This is a genomic window from Curtobacterium sp. TC1 (genome assembly GCF_019844075.1).
Classification (GTDB): Bacteria; Actinomycetota; Actinomycetes; order Actinomycetales; family Microbacteriaceae; genus Curtobacterium.
Map to the genome: position 1 here is coordinate 3,077,955 of NZ_CP081964.1, position 16,354 is coordinate 3,094,308.

At 69.2% G+C, this 16,354-nt stretch carries 15 protein-coding genes; 8 read left to right on the forward strand and 7 right to left on the reverse strand.

Annotated features, from left to right (window positions below; genetic code table 11):
• Window positions 1–9 precede the first annotated feature (9 nt).
• Both KZI27_RS15655 and KZI27_RS15660 read left to right on the forward strand, forming a co-directional pair.
• Window positions 10–1,110 (forward strand): SDR family oxidoreductase, encoded by a 1,101-nt coding sequence (locus KZI27_RS15655; RefSeq protein WP_222658335.1) that lies wholly within the window; start codon window positions 10–12, stop codon window positions 1,108–1,110.
• A 106-nt stretch (window positions 1,111–1,216) separates the two neighbouring features.
• Window positions 1,217–1,393, forward strand: a complete 177-nt coding sequence (locus tag KZI27_RS15660; protein ID WP_123314111.1) for a CsbD family protein — start codon at window positions 1,217–1,219, stop codon at window positions 1,391–1,393.
• Between the two features lie 60 nt (window positions 1,394–1,453).
• On the opposite strand, the gene KZI27_RS15665 is transcribed toward KZI27_RS15660, so the two are convergent.
• Entirely contained in the window at window positions 1,454–2,527 is a 1,074-nt protein-coding gene (locus tag KZI27_RS15665; protein WP_222658336.1) for a spore photoproduct lyase family protein, read from the reverse strand.
• A 44-nt stretch (window positions 2,528–2,571) separates the two neighbouring features.
• Between KZI27_RS15665 and KZI27_RS15670 the strand changes: the two genes are divergently transcribed.
• A complete protein-coding gene (locus KZI27_RS15670) occupies window positions 2,572–2,871 on the forward strand; it encodes a biopolymer transporter Tol (RefSeq protein WP_222658337.1) in 300 nt (99 codons plus the stop codon).
• Window positions 2,868–3,332: a hypothetical protein gene (locus tag KZI27_RS15675; RefSeq protein WP_222658338.1), complete on the forward strand. Its 465-nt coding sequence runs from the start codon at window positions 2,868–2,870 to the stop codon at window positions 3,330–3,332. The genes KZI27_RS15670 and KZI27_RS15675 overlap by 4 nt, the downstream gene beginning before the upstream one ends.
• A gap of 81 nt (window positions 3,333–3,413) precedes the next feature.
• Here KZI27_RS15675 and KZI27_RS15680 read toward each other — a convergent pair whose 3' ends face one another.
• The 4 genes from KZI27_RS15680 to KZI27_RS15695 form a co-directional block, all read right to left on the reverse strand.
• On the reverse strand, window positions 3,414–5,243 hold the full coding sequence (locus tag KZI27_RS15680; protein ID WP_222658339.1) for a glycoside hydrolase family 35 protein: 1,830 nt from the start codon (window positions 5,241–5,243) through the stop codon (window positions 3,414–3,416).
• Between the two features lie 86 nt (window positions 5,244–5,329).
• Window positions 5,330–6,664: an ABC transporter substrate-binding protein gene (locus KZI27_RS15685; RefSeq protein ID WP_185021482.1), complete on the reverse strand. Its 1,335-nt coding sequence runs from the start codon at window positions 6,662–6,664 to the stop codon at window positions 5,330–5,332.
• Window positions 6,665–6,713: 49 nt separating this feature from the next.
• Window positions 6,714–7,685 carry a carbohydrate ABC transporter permease gene (locus tag KZI27_RS15690; protein WP_222658340.1) on the reverse strand — a complete coding sequence of 324 codons (972 nt, stop codon included), beginning with the start codon at window positions 7,683–7,685 and terminating at the stop codon, window positions 6,714–6,716.
• The gene (locus tag KZI27_RS15695) at window positions 7,682–8,629 is read right to left on the reverse strand and encodes a carbohydrate ABC transporter permease (RefSeq protein WP_123314116.1); all 948 of its coding nucleotides are present in this window, start codon (window positions 8,627–8,629) and stop codon (window positions 7,682–7,684) included. The genes KZI27_RS15690 and KZI27_RS15695 overlap by 4 nt, the downstream gene beginning before the upstream one ends.
• A 188-nt stretch (window positions 8,630–8,817) precedes the next feature.
• Here KZI27_RS15695 and KZI27_RS15700 point away from each other — a divergent pair, with 188 nt between their 5' ends.
• Window positions 8,818–9,849 carry a LacI family DNA-binding transcriptional regulator gene (locus KZI27_RS15700; protein ID WP_222658341.1) on the forward strand — a complete coding sequence of 344 codons (1,032 nt, stop codon included), beginning with the start codon at window positions 8,818–8,820 and terminating at the stop codon, window positions 9,847–9,849.
• 362 nt (window positions 9,850–10,211) lie between these two features.
• Here KZI27_RS15700 and KZI27_RS15705 read toward each other — a convergent pair whose 3' ends face one another.
• Window positions 10,212–11,717, reverse strand: a complete 1,506-nt coding sequence (locus tag KZI27_RS15705; protein ID WP_222658342.1) for an alpha-N-arabinofuranosidase — start codon at window positions 11,715–11,717, stop codon at window positions 10,212–10,214.
• 284 nt (window positions 11,718–12,001) lie between these two features.
• Here KZI27_RS15705 and KZI27_RS15710 point away from each other — a divergent pair, with 284 nt between their 5' ends.
• From KZI27_RS15710 to KZI27_RS15720, 3 genes are all read left to right on the forward strand, one after another.
• A complete protein-coding gene (locus KZI27_RS15710; RefSeq protein ID WP_222658343.1) occupies window positions 12,002–13,357 on the forward strand; it encodes an extracellular solute-binding protein in 1,356 nt (451 codons plus the stop codon).
• Between the two features lie 75 nt (window positions 13,358–13,432).
• Complete coding sequence (locus KZI27_RS15715) at window positions 13,433–14,404, forward strand: carbohydrate ABC transporter permease (RefSeq protein ID WP_222658344.1); 972 nt, start codon at window positions 13,433–13,435, stop codon at window positions 14,402–14,404.
• Between the two features lies 1 nt (window position 14,405).
• On the forward strand, window positions 14,406–15,320 hold the full coding sequence (locus KZI27_RS15720; protein ID WP_123314121.1) for a carbohydrate ABC transporter permease: 915 nt from the start codon (window positions 14,406–14,408) through the stop codon (window positions 15,318–15,320).
• 183 nt (window positions 15,321–15,503) lie between these two features.
• Here KZI27_RS15720 and KZI27_RS15725 read toward each other — a convergent pair whose 3' ends face one another.
• A complete protein-coding gene (locus KZI27_RS15725) occupies window positions 15,504–16,343 on the reverse strand; it encodes a siderophore-interacting protein (RefSeq protein ID WP_222658345.1) in 840 nt (279 codons plus the stop codon).
• Between the last annotated feature and the right edge of the window lie 11 nt (window positions 16,344–16,354).

Here is a 16,354-nt window from a genome sequence, read left to right on the forward strand (position 1 = left end):
CATGCAGGGATGACTGCAACCGGATCGACCGAACCGACCTCCACCCCGCCCCGAGCCCTCGTCGTGGGAGCGAGCGGCATCACCGGCTCCGCCCTGGTGAGGCACCTGCTCGACCTCGACTGGGACGTGACCGCGTTGTCCCGCCGGCCGCTCGCCGCGCAGGGCATCCGGACCGTCGCCGCGGACCTGCGCGACCCCGAGAGCCTGGCGACCGCGCTCGCCGACGAGCAGCCGACTCACGTGTTCTTCACCGCGTGGCAGCGGCAGGAGACCGAAGCGGAGAACATCCGCGTGAACGGCGGCATGGTCCGCGACCTGCTCGCCGCACTCGCACACGCCCCGCTGGCGCACGTCGCGCTGGTGACCGGGCTGAAGCACTACCTCGGCCCGTTCGAGGCCTACGCCGCGGGCGAGATGCCCGACACCCCGTTCCACGAGGAAGAGCCCCGTCTCGACACCCCGAACTTCTACTACGCGCAGGAGGACGAGCTGTTCGCCGCCGCCGAGCGCCAGGGCTTCACGTGGTCGGTGCACCGCTCGCACACCGTGATCGGGCACGCCGTCGGCAACGCGATGAACATGGGATTGACGATCGCGGTGCAGGCGACGCTGGCGAAGGAGCTCGACCTGGACTTCGTGTTCCCGGGCAGCGAGGCGCAGTGGAACGGCCTGACCGACATGACCGAGGCCGGGATCCTCGCCGAGCAGATGGTGTGGGCAGCGACCGCACCCGAGGGTGCTGACGAGGCCTTCAACATCGTGAACGGCGACGTCTTCCGGTGGCGCTGGATGTGGCCGCGGCTCGCGGCGCACCTCGGCGTCGACCCGGCGCGCGTGATCGGCTACGAGGACGAGCCGCGTCCGCTCGAGCAGCAGATGGCGCCCTACGAGTCCGAGTGGGCCGGCATCGCCGACCGACACGGTCTGGCAGAGGCAGACATCACCCGCCTCGCCTCGTGGTGGCACACCGACGCCGATCTCGGTCGTGCGATGGAGGTCGTCACCGACATGGGGAAGAGCCGCGACGCCGGGTTCACGGCGTTCCGCCGGACCGAACGGGCGTTCGCCGACCTGTTCGCCCGGTACCGGGCCGACCGCCTCATCCCGTGATCAGCGACGCGCCTGTCCCGCCGCAGTGAACGGGGTACAGGCGCGTCCGTACTGTCGGTGACACACCGCCGGGACCGCCGGTGATGCCCCACCGGAAGGAACCACCATGTCGCTCGGAGACAAGGCCAAGGACGCCACGCAGAAGATCGTCGGCAAGGTCGAGGAGAAGGTCGGCGAGCACACCGACGACCAGGAGCTGCACGCCCAGGGCAAGAAGGACCAGCACATGGGCGAGGCGCGCATGCAGACGGAGAAGGCGAAGGACGCCGTCGACGACGCGTGAGCACCAGCTCGTGAACGCACCGACGGCCCGACGTCTGCTGACGTCGGGCCGTTGGTGCGTTCAGAACGCGTAGCGGATGCGGCAGGACGGCAGGTGCTCGGCGACGAGTTCGCGGAAGCGCTCGACGAGCTGCCCCTTCATGCCGGACCGGTAGCGGACGTTCACCGCGCCGTTCTGCGACACCTTCTGTTCCTGCAGGTCGGGGCGCCACAGCAGGTCCTCGGCTTTGGGGTGCCATCCGAGGTTGACTTCGTGCAGGGGTTGGTTGTGCGTCAGGAAGATGACCTCGGCCGCGAGCTGCGCCTTGGCGGCCGGGGACAGCACGTCGTCGACCTGCCGCAGCAGTTCGGCCCAGTCGGCTTCCCAGGTCGGGGTGACGATGACCGGCGAGAAGTTCAGGTGGACCTCGTACCCGGCGTCGACGAAGTCGTTCACGGCTGCGATCCGCTCGGCGATCGGGCTCGTGCGGATGTCGGTGACCTTCGCGGTCTCGTGCGGCATGAGCGAGAACCGGATGCGGGTCCGGCCCACCGGGTCCCAGTCGAGCAGGTCGCGGTTGACGTACTTCGTCGCGAACGAGGCCTTGGCCGTCGGGGTCATCCGGAACAGGTCGCACAGGTCGCGGACGTTGTCGCTGAGCATCGCGTCGACCGAGCAGTCGCTGTTCTCGCCGATGTCGTAGACCCAGGCTTCCGGGTCGCACTGGTTCGGTTCGGTCTTCGGCCCCTGCTTCGCGATGTTCCGTGCGACGTGCTTCGTGATCTGGTCGATGTTCGCGAACACCGTCACCGGGTTGCTGTAGCCCTTGCGCCGCGGCACGTAGCAGTACGCGCACGCCATCGCGCAGCCGTTCGCCGTCGAGGGCGCGATGAAGTCGGCGGAGCGACCGTTCGGCCGGGTGACCAGCGACTTCTTCACGCCGAGCACGAGCGCCTCGGTCTTGATCCGGACCCAGCGCTGGACGTTCCGTTCGTCGCCGTGCACCTCGGGGATGTTCCAGTGCGACTCGACCGGGACGATCTCGGCGTCCGGCCAGCGCCCGAGGATCTCCTGCCCGCGCTGCAGTTCGAGCGCGGCCGGCTCGGCGTAGATGCGTCGGACGTCGAGCATCGGGCGGACGCGGTCGTTGCTCATCGGCTCCTGTCTACCCGACACCACCGACGGTGCAGACTCGGACCATGACCGCCGAGCCCGACGACCACTTCTTCGTCGTGGACGGCCGACGCTGGCGCCGCACCGACCCCGCGCTGCCCGAGGACATCGCTGCGGCGCTCCGGAGCCACCTCGGCCGCGGGCGGAACGCCGTCAAGCAGGCCAAGCGTGCGGACGACGACGGAGCACTAGCTGCGGCGCGGCACCGGAACGGGCTGGCCAAGCACGGCCTGGGCGAACGGGGACCGGAGTGGTGGACGCGGCCCGAGGCCGATCGGATCGCCGACGCCGAGCAGGCCCTGGCCGACCTGGACGCTCTGCCGTGACGACGATCCGTCCGCCGCGCCTGGAGCGCATCCTGAACCTCATCGTGTTCGGCCCGGTGATGATCGGGACAGGAGTCGCACTTGCGAGCGTGGCCTTCGTGCCCGGAGCATCGGCGCGGGTGTTCGTCTTCGTCCTCGGCGTCGCCTTCATCGCCGGCGGGACCTGGGCCACGGCCAGGCTCCGACGTGTCGCCGTGCACCTGTCCGACAAGACCCTCCGGTACTCCGGCTTCCTGTCGTCGTGGACCGCACCGCGTGCGGGCGTCACCGCGGTGCTCGACGACGCGTACGTCGAGTGGCGCGACGATCGCGGGGTCGACCGCCGACGGCAGATCTGGCTGCTGACCCGAGCATGGGAGGACGACGGCACGAGGTTCGCCCCGCTCTGGCGCTGGCGACGCGAGGCGCTCCTCGAGGTGCGGGCGTGGGCAGCGACTCACGAAGTCCGAAACGTCCCATGACACCCGCGGTGGAAAGCGGAATCGGGCGTACCTGGTCGGAAGTTCCGACAAGGTACGCCCGATTCGACCAAGTACGCGCGGCTACGCCTCGGTGTGCCCCAGGTCGGGCTGCACGAGCAAGTGGGCCGTCCGGGACGCCGACGCGTGCAACTCGAACACGACGAGCTCGTTGCGACCGTGGCGGAGCACCGGCCCCGGGATCGCCAGGGTCTGCTGCGGGCCGCGCGACCAGTACCGGCCGAGGCAGAACCCGTTGACCCAGGCGACACCCTTGCGGAAGCCGTCGAGCGACAGGGAGCGGTCGTCCACCGCGTCGAGGTCGAACGACCCCGTGGCGAACGTCGGCCCGGCGAGCACCTCGCCGTCGGCCGGTTCCACGGCGGACAGCGCATCGAGGGCGGACGGGGCGATCGGGTCGAGCGCCAACGGCGACGCGGTCCAGCGCGAGAGCGGGACCCCGTCGACGGCGACCCCGCCGATCAGGCCCTTCGGCTCGCCGATCCGGATGCCGTAGTCGACCCGCCCCTGTTCCTCGACGAGCAGTTCGAGCGTCCCGGTCACCGGCGGCAGGGCGATCGCACGGTCGTGGTGCTCGCGCTCCAGGACGCCCACGACCACACCGTCGACGGACACGATCGCGCGGTCGCGGACCTCGGTGCCGACGGTCAGCACGCCGCCGGACGGCAGGTCCACCTCGGCCCGGTACAGGACGAAGCCGCTGGCCGCACCGAGGGCGTCGAACGTCGGCGGCTCGTCGTGCGCCGACCACGTCGTGAGCGTGGGCAGCAGGGAGCGCAGCGACGCGACGCGGTCCAGGCGGACGGCGAGGTCCGTGGCGGGGACGACCCGGGCCTCCCGGTCGGCTCCGTCCGCAGCATCGGACGCGAGCCGACCCGATCCACCCGGCTCCATCGATGCCGGTAGCGGCGGCACGGGCGCGTAGCGCTCGATGACCGCGCGGAAGGCGTGGAACTTCGGGGTCGGCCGACCGGCCTCGTCGAGCGGGGCGTCGTAGTCGTAGGACGTCGCGATCGGACGGTAGACGCCCTTGTCGTTCGCGCCGTTCGTGAAGCCGAAGTTCGTGCCGCCGTGGAACATGTAGATGTTGACCGAGCCGCCGGCGGCGAGCAGGTCGTCCAGGTCCGTTGCCGAGGCGGCCGCCGGCGTGGTGTGGTGGTGCTCGCCCCAGCTGTCGAACCAGCCGTCCCAGAACTCGGAGCACATCAGGGGGCCGGTGGGCTGGGCCTGCCGCAGGCGCTCGAGGCGGGCGACGGACCGCGAGCCGAACGAGCCGGTCTTGTGCAGCGACGGCAGCGAGCCGTCCTCGAGCATCGTGCCCATCGGCTGGTCGACGCTCGTGAAGGGGACGGTGAGCCCGATCGCCCGGTGCATCTGCTCGAGCTTCGACAGGTAGACGGGGTCGGAACCGTAGGCGCCGTACTCGTTCTCGACCTGCACCAGGACGATGGGTCCGCCGTTGTCGATCTGCCGCGGGACCAGCACCGGCGCCAACGCGTGCAGGTACGAGGAAACGGCGGCGAGGAACCCCGGCTCGTCGCGTCGGACGCCGACGGTGCCGTCGGCGAAGAGCCAGTACGGCAGGCCGCCGTTGGTCCACTCCGCGCAGATGTAGGGGCCGGGACGGACGATGGCGTGCATGCCCTCGGCGGCGACCAGGTCGAGGAACCGGCCCAGGTCGAGCCCGCCGGTCAGGTCGAAGACGTCGGGCGCCGGGGCGTGCGCGTTCCAGGCGACGTAGGTCTCGATGGTGTTGAGCCCCATCAGCTTGGCCTTGCGGATGCGGTCGGCCCACAGGTCGGGGTGCACGCGGAAGTAGTGGATCGCGCCGGACAGGACCCGGTGCGGCTCGCCGTCGAGCAGGAAGTCGGTGTCGCCGATGGCGAATCGCATGGTGTGACTTTCTCATGGCCGGCCGGAGCCGGGCGTGGAGCGGGGCCGTGCGGACGTGTCCGCACGGCCCCGCCGAGGGTGCGGTGCTACTTGGTCGAGACCGTGAAGCCCTGGTCCTTGCCGTACTTGGCGAGGGCCTTCTGCCAGGCCTCGAGGCCGGCGTCGAGCGAGGTGCCGTTCTCGTACGCCTGACCGACGGTGTCGGCGTAGACGCTGTTCGCGTACACCTGGTACGGCAGGTAGGTGAAGTCGTTGTCCGAGGACTTCGACGCGTCGACGAGCACCTTGTTGATCTGCTGGCCGCCGAAGTACTCCGGCTTCTCGTCGAGGAAGGCCGACGAGTCGAGGTCAGCGGTGGTCGAGGGGAACCCACCGGACTTCATGAAGACGTCGGTCGACGCCTTCGACGAGTTCAGCCACTTCAGGAAGCCCGCGGCGAGGGCCGGGTTCTTCGACTGCTTCATGACGACCTCGGCGCTGCCGCCGTTGTTCGCGGTCTGGGCGGTGCCGCCGTCGTAGGTCGGCATCGGGGCGACGCGCCAGTCACCCGAGGCCTGGGCGACGCCGGACTCCAGGTTGCCGGGCATCCAGGCGCCGGTGATCATCGTGGCGATCTCACCGTTGCCGAGCTGCTTGTACCAGTCGTCGGTCCAGCCGACGGTCTTCGACAGCAGGCCCTGCTCGACGAGCTCGTTCCAGGTGCTCGTCCACTTCTTGGTGCCCGCGTCCTGCAGGTTGATCGTGACCTTGTCGCCGTCGGTGGTGAACGGGGTGCCACCGGCCTGGGCGATCATGCTCGTGGTGAAGCCGGCGTCGCCGGAGTCGGCCGCGATGTACGCGTTCGGGTCGGCCTCGTGCAGCTTCTTCGCGGCGGTGACGTACTCGTCCCACGTCTTCGGCACGGCGATGTCGTGCTTGTCGAAGACCGTCTTGTTGTAGAACAGCGCCATGGGGCCGGAGTCCTGCGGCAGGCCGTAGACCTTGCCGTCGATCGAGACCGAGCTCCAGGTGCTCTTGGCGAACTTGTCCTCGAGCGAGTCGAAGCCGTAGCCGGACAGGTCGAGGAGCGAGTCGGACAGGGCGAACTGCGGCAGCGCGAAGTACTCGACCTGGGCGACGTCGGGGGCGCCGGAGCCGGCCTTCACGGTGTTCTGCAGCTTGGTGTACTGGTCGGCACCGGTGCCGGCGTTGACCAGCTTGACCTTCACCTTGGGGTACTGCTTCTCGAACGCGGCGACCTGGGCCTTGGCGGAGGGGGTCCAGGACCAGTAGGTCAGGGTGCCACCGTCCTTCAGGGCCTTGTCGATGTCGTCCGACGAACCGCCGGAGGACGAGCCGCCGGACGCGCAGGCAGCGAGGGCGATCGCGGCGGTGACGCCGATGGCGAGGGCGCTGAGCCCGCGCCGGAGACGCTTGTTCATGGGGGTGCCTTTCACTTCTTCGTGGAGAGGGGGGGTGGAGCGTGCTGTGTCAGGCCTTGACCGACCCGGCCGCGAGGCCGGACTGCCAGAAGCGCTGGAGGAAGAGGAACGCGACCACGATCGGGATGATCGTGAGGAGCGATCCCGTGACGACGAGGTTGTAGATCGGCTGCGCGCCGGACCCGGTGGCCTGGGCGTTCCACTGGTTCAGGCCGACCGTCAGGGGGTACCACTTCGGGTCGCTCAGCATGATGAGCGGCAGGAAGTAGTTGTTCCAGGTGGCGACGACCGCGAAGAGCAGGACGGTGACGACACCTGGAGCGAGCAGGCGGAGCGCGATGGTGAAGAAGATCCGGAACTCACCGGCGCCGTCCATGCGGGCGGCTTCGAGGAGCTCGGCGGGGATCGCGTCGACCGCGTAGGTCCAGATCAGGTACATGCCGAACGGGCTGATGAGCGACGGCAGGATGATCGACCACGGGGTGTTGGTCAGGCCGACCTGCGAGAAGAGCAGGAAGGTCGGGACCGCCAGCGCCGTGCCGGGGACCGCGATGGCACCGAGCACGATGGCGAACACCGCGCGGCGTCCGGGGAACTGGAACTTCGCCATACCGTAGCCGGCGACGGTCGCGAGCAGCGTGGCGCCACCCGCACCGACGACCACGTAGAGCAGCGTGTTGCCGAACCACTGCAGGAAGATGCCGTCGTTGTACGTGACGGTGTCGACGATGTTCTGCCAGAGGTTGAAGTCCCCGCCGAACCAGAGGCCGAAGGTCGACAGCAGCGACGCCTGCGTCTTCGTGCTGTTCACGAGCAGGTAGAACAGCGGCGCGAACGAGTACACGACGAAGACGACCATGACCGCGGTCAGCAGGCCGGAACGCTTCGGCTTGCGTCCGTCGACGTGCTCCTCGGCCTTCTTGGAGGCGCGGATCGAGCGGGTGCGCGGCGCACGTTGCGTCGTGGTCGCCTCGGTCACCGTGGCCGCTGCGGGCCCGGCGGGGTGCTGGATGGTGCTCATCGGTTCTCCTCGCGGGTGCCGCGGACCTGGACGACGTAGGCGATCACCGCGGTGATCACGCCCATCACGATCGCGACCGTGGCGGAGTAGTTGAACTGCTGACCGCTGAAGGACAGCGAGTAGGCGTACATGTTCGGGGTGAAGGCGCTGCCGATGACGTTCGGTGCGAGCGTCTTGAGCAGGTTCGGCTCGTTGAAGAGCTGGAAGCTGCCGATGATGGAGAAGATCGTGGCGATGACCATCGGGCCGCGGAGCGCCGGGAGCTTGATCGAGAACACCGTGCGCAGGGGGCCGGCGCCGTCGAGCTCGGCGGCCTCGTACAGCTCACCGGGCACCGTGCGGAGTGCGGCGTAGAAGATCAGCATGTTGTAGCCGAGGAACTCCCACGTGACCACGTTGCCGATGCTCGTCAGGACCCAGGTGGGGCTGAAGGGCTGCAGCAGGTCGATGCCGAGGGCATCGTTCGCGGCGCCGGTGAGACCGAACTGGTTGCCGTAGATGAAGCCCCAGATCAGGGCCGCGACGACACCGGGGACGGCGTAGGGCAGGAAGACCGCGATGCGGAAGAACGACGTGCCCCAGAGTCGCGCGCTGTCGAGCGCGAGGGCGGCGACGAGTGCGAGCCCGAGCATGATCGGCACCTGGACGACCAGGAAGATCGCGACGCGGCCGAAGCCGGACCAGAACTTGGCGTCCTGGAAGAGCTGCACGTAGTTGGCGAACCAGACGAACTGGTTGCCGCCGATGAGCTGGTCGCGGAACAGGCTGAGCCAGAGGGCGTAGCCGATCGGGACGATGAGCATGGCGACGAGGACGACCACGAAGGGGCCGACGAAGAGCCAGCCGGTCCAGCGTCCGCGCGCCTTGGTCCGACGACCGGCCGGGCGGGGTGCTGCCGGCTGCGCTGCGGCTGCTTCGCCGGGCCGCGCTGCGAGCGTGCTCATGTGACTCCTTCGTCTGCTGCGTTCGGGTGGTCGATGTCGACGTCGCAGCCCCGGACGGATCAGAGGTCCGGGGTGAACATCGATGTTGACGTCAACATCGAACGTCAGGACGATAGCATGGCAACGTCAACATGCACTACCGTCCGGGGAGGCAGACTGCGCGAACCCGCAACGGAAGGAGCGAGCCGATGACGACCGAGTCCCCCGCCGGCACCCGCCGCTCGCCCTCGATGGCCGCCGTCGCCGACGCAGCCGGGGTCTCCATGCAGACGGTCTCCCGTGTCGCCCGAGGGTTCGACAACGTCAGCCCGGACACCCGCGACCGGGTCCAGCGCGCGATGGACGCCCTCGGCTACCGCCCGAACCGCGCAGCCCGCGCCCTGCGATCAGGGCGCTTCCGCACCATCGGCGTGATCATGTTCACGCTCGCGTCCTTCGGCAACATGCGCACGCTCGAGGCGATCGCCGACGCCGCCGGTGCCGCCGACTTCACGATCACGCTGCTGCCGATGGCCTCGCGCACCGAGGAAGGCGTCCGCTCCGCGTTCTCCCGCCTGCACGAGCAGGCCGTCGACGGCGTCGTGATCATCATCGAGTCGCACATCATCGACACGGCCGAGGTCGTCCTGCCCGACGGCGTGCCGATGGTCATCGTCGACTCCACCGGCAGCACCGAGCACCCGGCGATCGACACCGATCAGACCGACGGTGCCCGCCAGGCAACACAGCACCTGCTCGACCTGGGCCACGAGACCGTCTGGCACGTCGCCGGACCGACCTCGTCGTACTCCGCCGCACGCCGGTTGGCCGCGTGGCAGGACACCCTGTCGCGCGCCGGACGGGTCGTCCCGCCGGTCTTCCACGGCGGCTGGACGACCGAGCACGGCTACTCGGCAGGGCTCGAGATCGCCGCACGCCCGGACATCACCGCGGTGTTCGCCGCGAACGACCAGACCGCCCTCGGGGTGCTCCGCGCCGCACACGAGTCCGGGCGGTCCGTGCCGTCGTCGCTCAGCGTCGTGGGGTTCGACGACTCCCCCGAGTCCGACTCCTTCTGGCCGCCGCTCACCACCGTGCACCAGTCGTTCGACGAGGTCGGGCGCCGAGCGGTCGCGAACCTGCTCGGCCAGATCGACGGCGAGTCCGTGTCCTCCGCCCCCGACCTGGTGCCCGTGCGCCTGGTGGAGCGGTCGAGCACCGCGCCCCCGCCCGCGCGCTGACGCGGCCCGGCCGCCGGCCGCGCCGCGAGACTCGCGGTGAGCGACCGATTTCGCGGCCGCGGGCGCGAGAAGTGTCGCCCAGGCCGAGACTCGGCCCGCAATGCCTGGACCCACCGGACGGGAGGCACGGTGCCAGCCCGCCACGGGCCTCCCGTCCGGCGGACGGCCGAGTCTCGGGCACGCCACGCCGAGACTCGCGGTGAGCGACCGATCTCGCGGCCGCGGGCGCGAGAAGTGTCGCCCAGGCCGAGACTCGGCCCCGCCGCGCGCCAGCGCGCGGGAACGAGCAGAGGACGTCGGGCGCGAGCGCCCGACGTCCTCTGTGCTCACTCGACGCCCGCCGCAGCGCACGCCGAGGCGTCTCAGCCGATCGACACGGCGGTCCAGGACACGGGCGGCAGCTCGATCGTGATGGTGTCGCCGTCGCGGCTGACCGTCTCGTTCGTGCGGAGCCCGACGCGCTCGGTGGACGACAGGTCGTTCACGGCGTGGATGTCGTCGTCCCAGATGCCCTCGGCACGGACGTCACCCGAGGCCGCCAGGCCCGCGAGGTCGATCGTGACGGTGGTCGACTCGGACGGGTGGCGGTTGACCAGGAAGACCGCTGCCTTGCCGTCCTCGGTCACGGTGGCGGCCGAGTCCACGACCGGCACCTCGCCGTACTTGCCGCCGTCGACGGTGTCACCCGAGGCCTTGACCTGCAGCGACGTGCCGTTCGCCAGGCGCGACGTCAGCGAGAACGGGAAGAACGTCGTCTGGCGCCAGGCCGGGCCGCCGGGCTCGGTCATGATCGGGCCGATCACGTTGACGAGCTGCGCGAGCGAGGCCGAGGCGACGCGGTCCGCGTGGCGGAGCAGCGAGATGAGGAGCCCACCCACGACGACGGCGTCGGCGACGGTGTAGACGTCCTCGAGCAGGCGCGGGGCGACCGGCCAGTCCTGCGGCCCGAAGGTCTTCTGCTGCTCGTTCCACTTCGAGATCGACCAGACGTTCCACTCGTCGAACGAGATGTCGATGCGCTTGTCGGACTTCTTCTGCGCCTGCACGTGGTCGGCGGCGGTGGTGACCGTCTTGATGAAGTGGTCCATGTTGACGCCGGCGGCGAGGAACGACGCCAGGTCGTCGCCCTCTTCGTAGTAGGCGTGCGCCGAGATGTAGTCCACGTCGTCGTAGGTGTGCTCGAGGACGGTGCGCTCCCACTCGCCGAACGTCGGCATCGACGCTCCGGAGGAACCGCAGGCGACCAGCTCGAGGTCTGGCTGGATCTGCCGCATGGCCTTGGCGGTCATGGCGGCGAGCTTGCCGTAGTCCTCGGCGTTCTTGTGGCCGAGCTGCCACGGGCCGTCCATCTCGTTGCCGAGGCACCACATCTTGATGGCGAAGGGCTCCTGACGGCCGTTCGACTTGCGGTACTGGGACAGTGCGGTGCCGGCGTCGATGTTCGCGTACTCGAGGAGCTCGATCGCCTCGGCGGTGCCGCGCGTGCCGAGGTTGACGGCGAGCATGAGTTCGGAGCCGACCTGGTCGAGCCAGTGCTGGAACTCGTGCAGGCCGACCTCGTTCGTCTCGGTCGAGTGCCAGGCCAGGTCGAGGCGCTTCGGGCGCTGCTCGACGGGGCCGACGCCGTCCTCCCACTTGTAGCCGGAGACGAAGTTGCCGCCCGGGTAGCGGATGGCGGAGACGCCGAGTTCCTTGACGAGCTCGACGACGTCCTTGCGGAAGCCGTGCTCGTCGGCGGTCTCGTGCGCGGGCTCGTGGATGCCGTCGTAGACGTGGCGGCCGAGGTGCTCGACGAACCCGCCGAACAGGCGACGTCGCACCGGCCCCACGGTGAACGCGGCGTCGAGGACGAGGTGTGTGCGGGGCATGGATCTCCTTCGATCGTGCGAGAGCGGGTACTGCGGGTCATGCGGTGGGCGGGCACGGTCCGGCGTTCGGGAAGCGAAGCGGACCGTCACGAAAGTGAGCGCTCACCTGACCGAAACGCTACCGGGTTCCACGCCGACGCGAAAGGGGTGGCGGACAGCGAACGCGAGGGCTAATGTGAGCGCTCACGGAACAGGGACCCACTGCTCCGTGTCCGGAACAGCGATGCTCCGGCGGGAGCACCGACCCTGTTCCCGAGCCCGGCCCATCCCGATGGAGTGATGCCATGCCGAACCGCCCAGCAACACCCGCGTCGCGCCTCTCGCGCCGCGGCTTCCTCGCCGCAGGAGCGGCGGCCGCGACGGTCCTGCCGCTCGCCGCGTGCTCGAGCCCGATCGCAGCCGGCCTGGCCGGCAGTGCGCTCAACCCCGAGACGCTCGTCTTCTGGAACCTCTTCGGCGGAGGTGACGGCCTCCGCATGCAGGCGATGGAGGACGGCTACGCGAAGCAGCACGGCGGATCGAGCTCGCTGCAGGCCACCACGTTCGCGTGGGGCAACCCGTACTACTCGAAGCTGACACTGGCCACCGTCGGGAACAAGCCGCCGGACGTCGCGGTCGCCCACCTGACCCGGGCGAAGCCGCTGTGGGACGGCGACCTGCTCGACCCGATCACGTCCGAGGACCTGGCGAGCGTCGGCCTCAGCGCCGCCGACTTCAACCAGAAGGCGTGGACGGCACAGAAGACCGACGGCAACAACGTCGCCATCCCGCTCGACACGCACCCCTTCGTGCTCTTCTACAACGTCGACGTGTGCAAGAAGGCGGGCCTGCTGGACGCCGACGGCAACCTCAAGGACCTGTCCGGCATGGACACGTTCGAGAGCGCCCTCGCCGCGGTCGCGAAGGTCACCGGCGGCACGGCCCTCAACGTCGCCAACGTCGTGCCGGAGACCGCCACCCCGTGGCGCTTCTTCTGGACGATGTACAACCAGATCAACGACGCGACCCCCTTCATCAGCGACGGCGGCGCGAAGCTCACGGTCAACGAGGACGCCTACAACGAGGTCACCAGCCGCACCCAGAAGTGGGTCAAGCAGGGCTGGATGAACAAGGCGCTCGACTACGCCACGGCGCAGTCCCTGATGTTCGACGGCAAGGCCGGCTTCTTCATGCAGGGCGAGTGGGAGATCAGCACCGCGCAGTCCATCAAGGGACTGAAGTTCGGCATGGCCCCGATCCCGCAGCTGTACGACAAGCCCGCGACGCAGGCGGACTCGCACACGTTCGTGCTGCCGAAGAAGGACCGCACCCCGGAGCAGCGCAAGCAGCACATGCTCTTCATCAAGCAGATGCTCGAGCAGAGCCTGACCTGGGCCGAGGGCGGGCACGTGCCCGCCTACATCCCGACGTTCGACAGCAGCGCCTACAAGGAGCTCAAGCCCCAGTCGAACTACGCCGCCGCAGCCGAGACCGCCGTGTTCGACGACCCCGCCTGGTACGGCGGCTCCGGCTCGACCTTCGAGGGCACCGTCGGCGCCCAGCTGGCACTCGTGCAGCAGGGCAGCTCGTCGCCCGCGCAGGCGCTCCGTGCCATCAAGTCGCAGCTCGCGACCTACCTGAACACCCCGAGCCCACTGTGACCGGGCCCGCGACCACCGGGCGTGCACCTGCCCGGCACGTGAACGCCGTGAACACCGCGCGAAAGGCACGATGACGTGACCACAGCACCTGTCCTCGACCGGCCCACCGACGCCGCAACCGCGTCGCGCCCGCGCCGGAGCCGCACCTACGGCACCAGCCTGACCCGTGGCCAGGGCCGCAGCGGCTGGCTCTTCCTCGCCCCGTTCGGCCTGTTCTACGTGGCCTTCCTGCTCGGCCCGACGGTCTGGATGATCGTCTCGAGCTTCTTCAACACCTCGACCGTCCGCACCGGCCTCGGCAGCTTCGCCGGGTTCGCGAACTACGCGGAGATGCTCGGACGCTCCGACTTCTGGTCGTCGCTCTGGCACACCCTGCAGTTCACGCTCTACACGACGCCGCCGCTCGTCATCCTGGCGTTCGTCTTCGCCGTCCTGACGAACCGGATGAACCGCGGCCAGTGGTTCTTCCGACTGGCGTTCTTCCTGCCGTTCATCCTGCCGTCGGCGACGATCTCGCTGATCTGGGTGTTCATCTTCACGCCGGCGACCGGCCTGTGGGCCAGCATGCAGTCGGCCATCGGCCTCACCCCGGGCTCCGGCATGCTGTCCAGCCCGAACACGGCGATGATCGGTGTCGCGATCGCCACCGTCTGGTGGACCCTCGGCTTCAACTTCGTGCTCTACCTGGCCGGCCTGCAGGAGATCCCGCGCGAACTGTACGAAGCGGCCGCCGTCGACGGTGCGTCGAACTGGCAGCAGATCAAGTCGATCACGCTGCCGCTGCTCGGCCGCACCACGACGCTGGTCATCCTGCTGCAGATCATCGCGAGCCTGAAGATCTTCGACCAGGTGTACCTGATGACGAACGGCGGACCGGGCATCTCCACCCAGGTCTCGCTGCAGCTCATCACGGGCGTCGGCTTCACCGACAACCGACTCGGCGCCGCCTCGGCAGCGTCGGTGCTCCTGTTCATCGTGATCGTCGCGATCGCGGTCATCCGGCAGCTCGTCGAGCGCGCTGCCGCCAAGCGAGAGATCGGGGCCTGACATGACCGCCACCGAGAGCATCACCACCGGCCGCGCCAAGCTCCGCACCGGCGTCTCGGCCGCCGCGCCCGCGAACGCCGCCAAGATCGGCGTCTCCGGCAAGGGCTTCAACCTGGTCGCCGGCATCATCCTGATCGTCTTCGCGATCATCTGGCTCATCCCCAGCCTGTTCGCCCTGAAGACGTCGCTGTCCGACAACGGCGTCGCCGCCCTCGGCGCGAACTCGATCCTGTCGAACTGGAACCCGACGCTGCACTCCTACGCGGCACTGTTCCAGGCCGGCGACATCTGGAACTGGTACCTCGCCAGCGCCATCACGAGCGTCGTGACGGCCGTCCTGACCGTCATGTTCGCCTCGATGGCGGCGTTCGCGCTGTCCCGCCTGGTGTTCCGCGGTCGGAACATCGCGTTCCTGCTCATCATCCTCGGGATCATGATCCCGACGCAGGTCCTGATCATCCCGATCTTCCAGGAGCTCAACGCCGTCGGCCTGCTGAACACCTACTGGTCGGTCATCTTCCCGCAGGTGCCGGCCGTGATCGCGGTGTTCATCTTCAAGCAGTTCTTCGACGGGATCCCGAAGGAGCTGGAGGAGGCGGCACGCATCGACGGCGCGAACATCTGGAAGATCTACTGGTCGGTCATCCTGCCGCTGTCGCGTCCGGTGATCGCCGCGGTGACGATCCTGACGTTCGTCGGTGTCTGGAACAACCTGCTGCTGCCGCTGTTCGTGCTGTCGAACCCGGACCTCATGACGATCCCGGTCGGGCTCGCCACGGTCCAGGGCAGCTTCGGTCAGCGCTACGCGGACATCCAGGCCGGAGCGATCCTGGCGGCGTTGCCGCTGATCATCCTGTATCTGATCTTCCAGCGGCAGATCGTGGAGGGCGTGACGGGTTCCGGCCTCAAGGGCTGACGCCACCCCACGACGGACGGGAGGCCCGGTGCCAGCTGGCACCGGGCCTCCCGTCCGTCGTCTTGGTCGCGTGGCGGAAACGGGCGTACCTGGCGAGAACGGGCGTACCTGGTGAGAAGTTCTGTGACGGTAGGCCCGATAGCACCAGGCATCGCACACGCCATGGGAAGGAACGGGCACCGCTCAGGCGGAGACGGACTCCTTGGCCTCGTGCTTCCAGAAGCCCGAGAACGTGATGCGTGACTTCGGCAGACCCGCACGGTGCAGGTGCCGGCGCCCTTCGGTCGCCAGGGTCGACTCGCCGACCACGAACGCGTAGCCCCGGTCATCGACGGGCACGAGCCGCTGCAGCTCGGCGAGCGCGGCGCGACCCGGCACGGCGTGGTGGTCGACCTCGTCGCGGACGATCCACGTGACGGTCACCCCGCTGGGTGCGTCGATCTCGCGGACGTCGCCGGCGGTGGGGACCTCTTGGATGATGCGGCCGACGGTGTCCCGCGGCAGCGACGCGGCGATGCCGAGCACGCCGGGCAGGCCGGTCTCCTCGGCCGCGATGACGACCTCGCTGGTGTCGTCCGGGCAGTCGAAGATGCAGCCCTGGTCGAGCATCGCCAGCTGGTCGCCCGGTCGGGCCGCACACGCCCAGATGGCGGCGCGGCCCTCGGGCTCGCCGTCGGCGTCGGTGTGCACGACGAAGTCGATGTCCATCTCCGCGGTACCGTCGGGCATCGGGCGGAACGCGGCGACGGTGTAGTTCGCGCAGTGCGGGCGGACGTCCTCGGGGATGGCCAGGAACGTCGGCCACCACTTCTTGCCGTCCAGCTCCGGCATCCGGAACGCGTCCTGGTCCGGGCGCCCGGTGAACAGGCGGAACCAGTGGTCGAAGCCCAGGAACGGGAACTCGTGCAGGTCGTCGCCGGTGACGGTGACGCGGTGCATCGACGGCGTGGTGCGCTCGGTCCGCAGGACCCGGGCGCGGAAGAGCCGGGGATTCTCGGGCAGGAGCCGCGGGGTCTTCGCCATGAGGCAAGGCT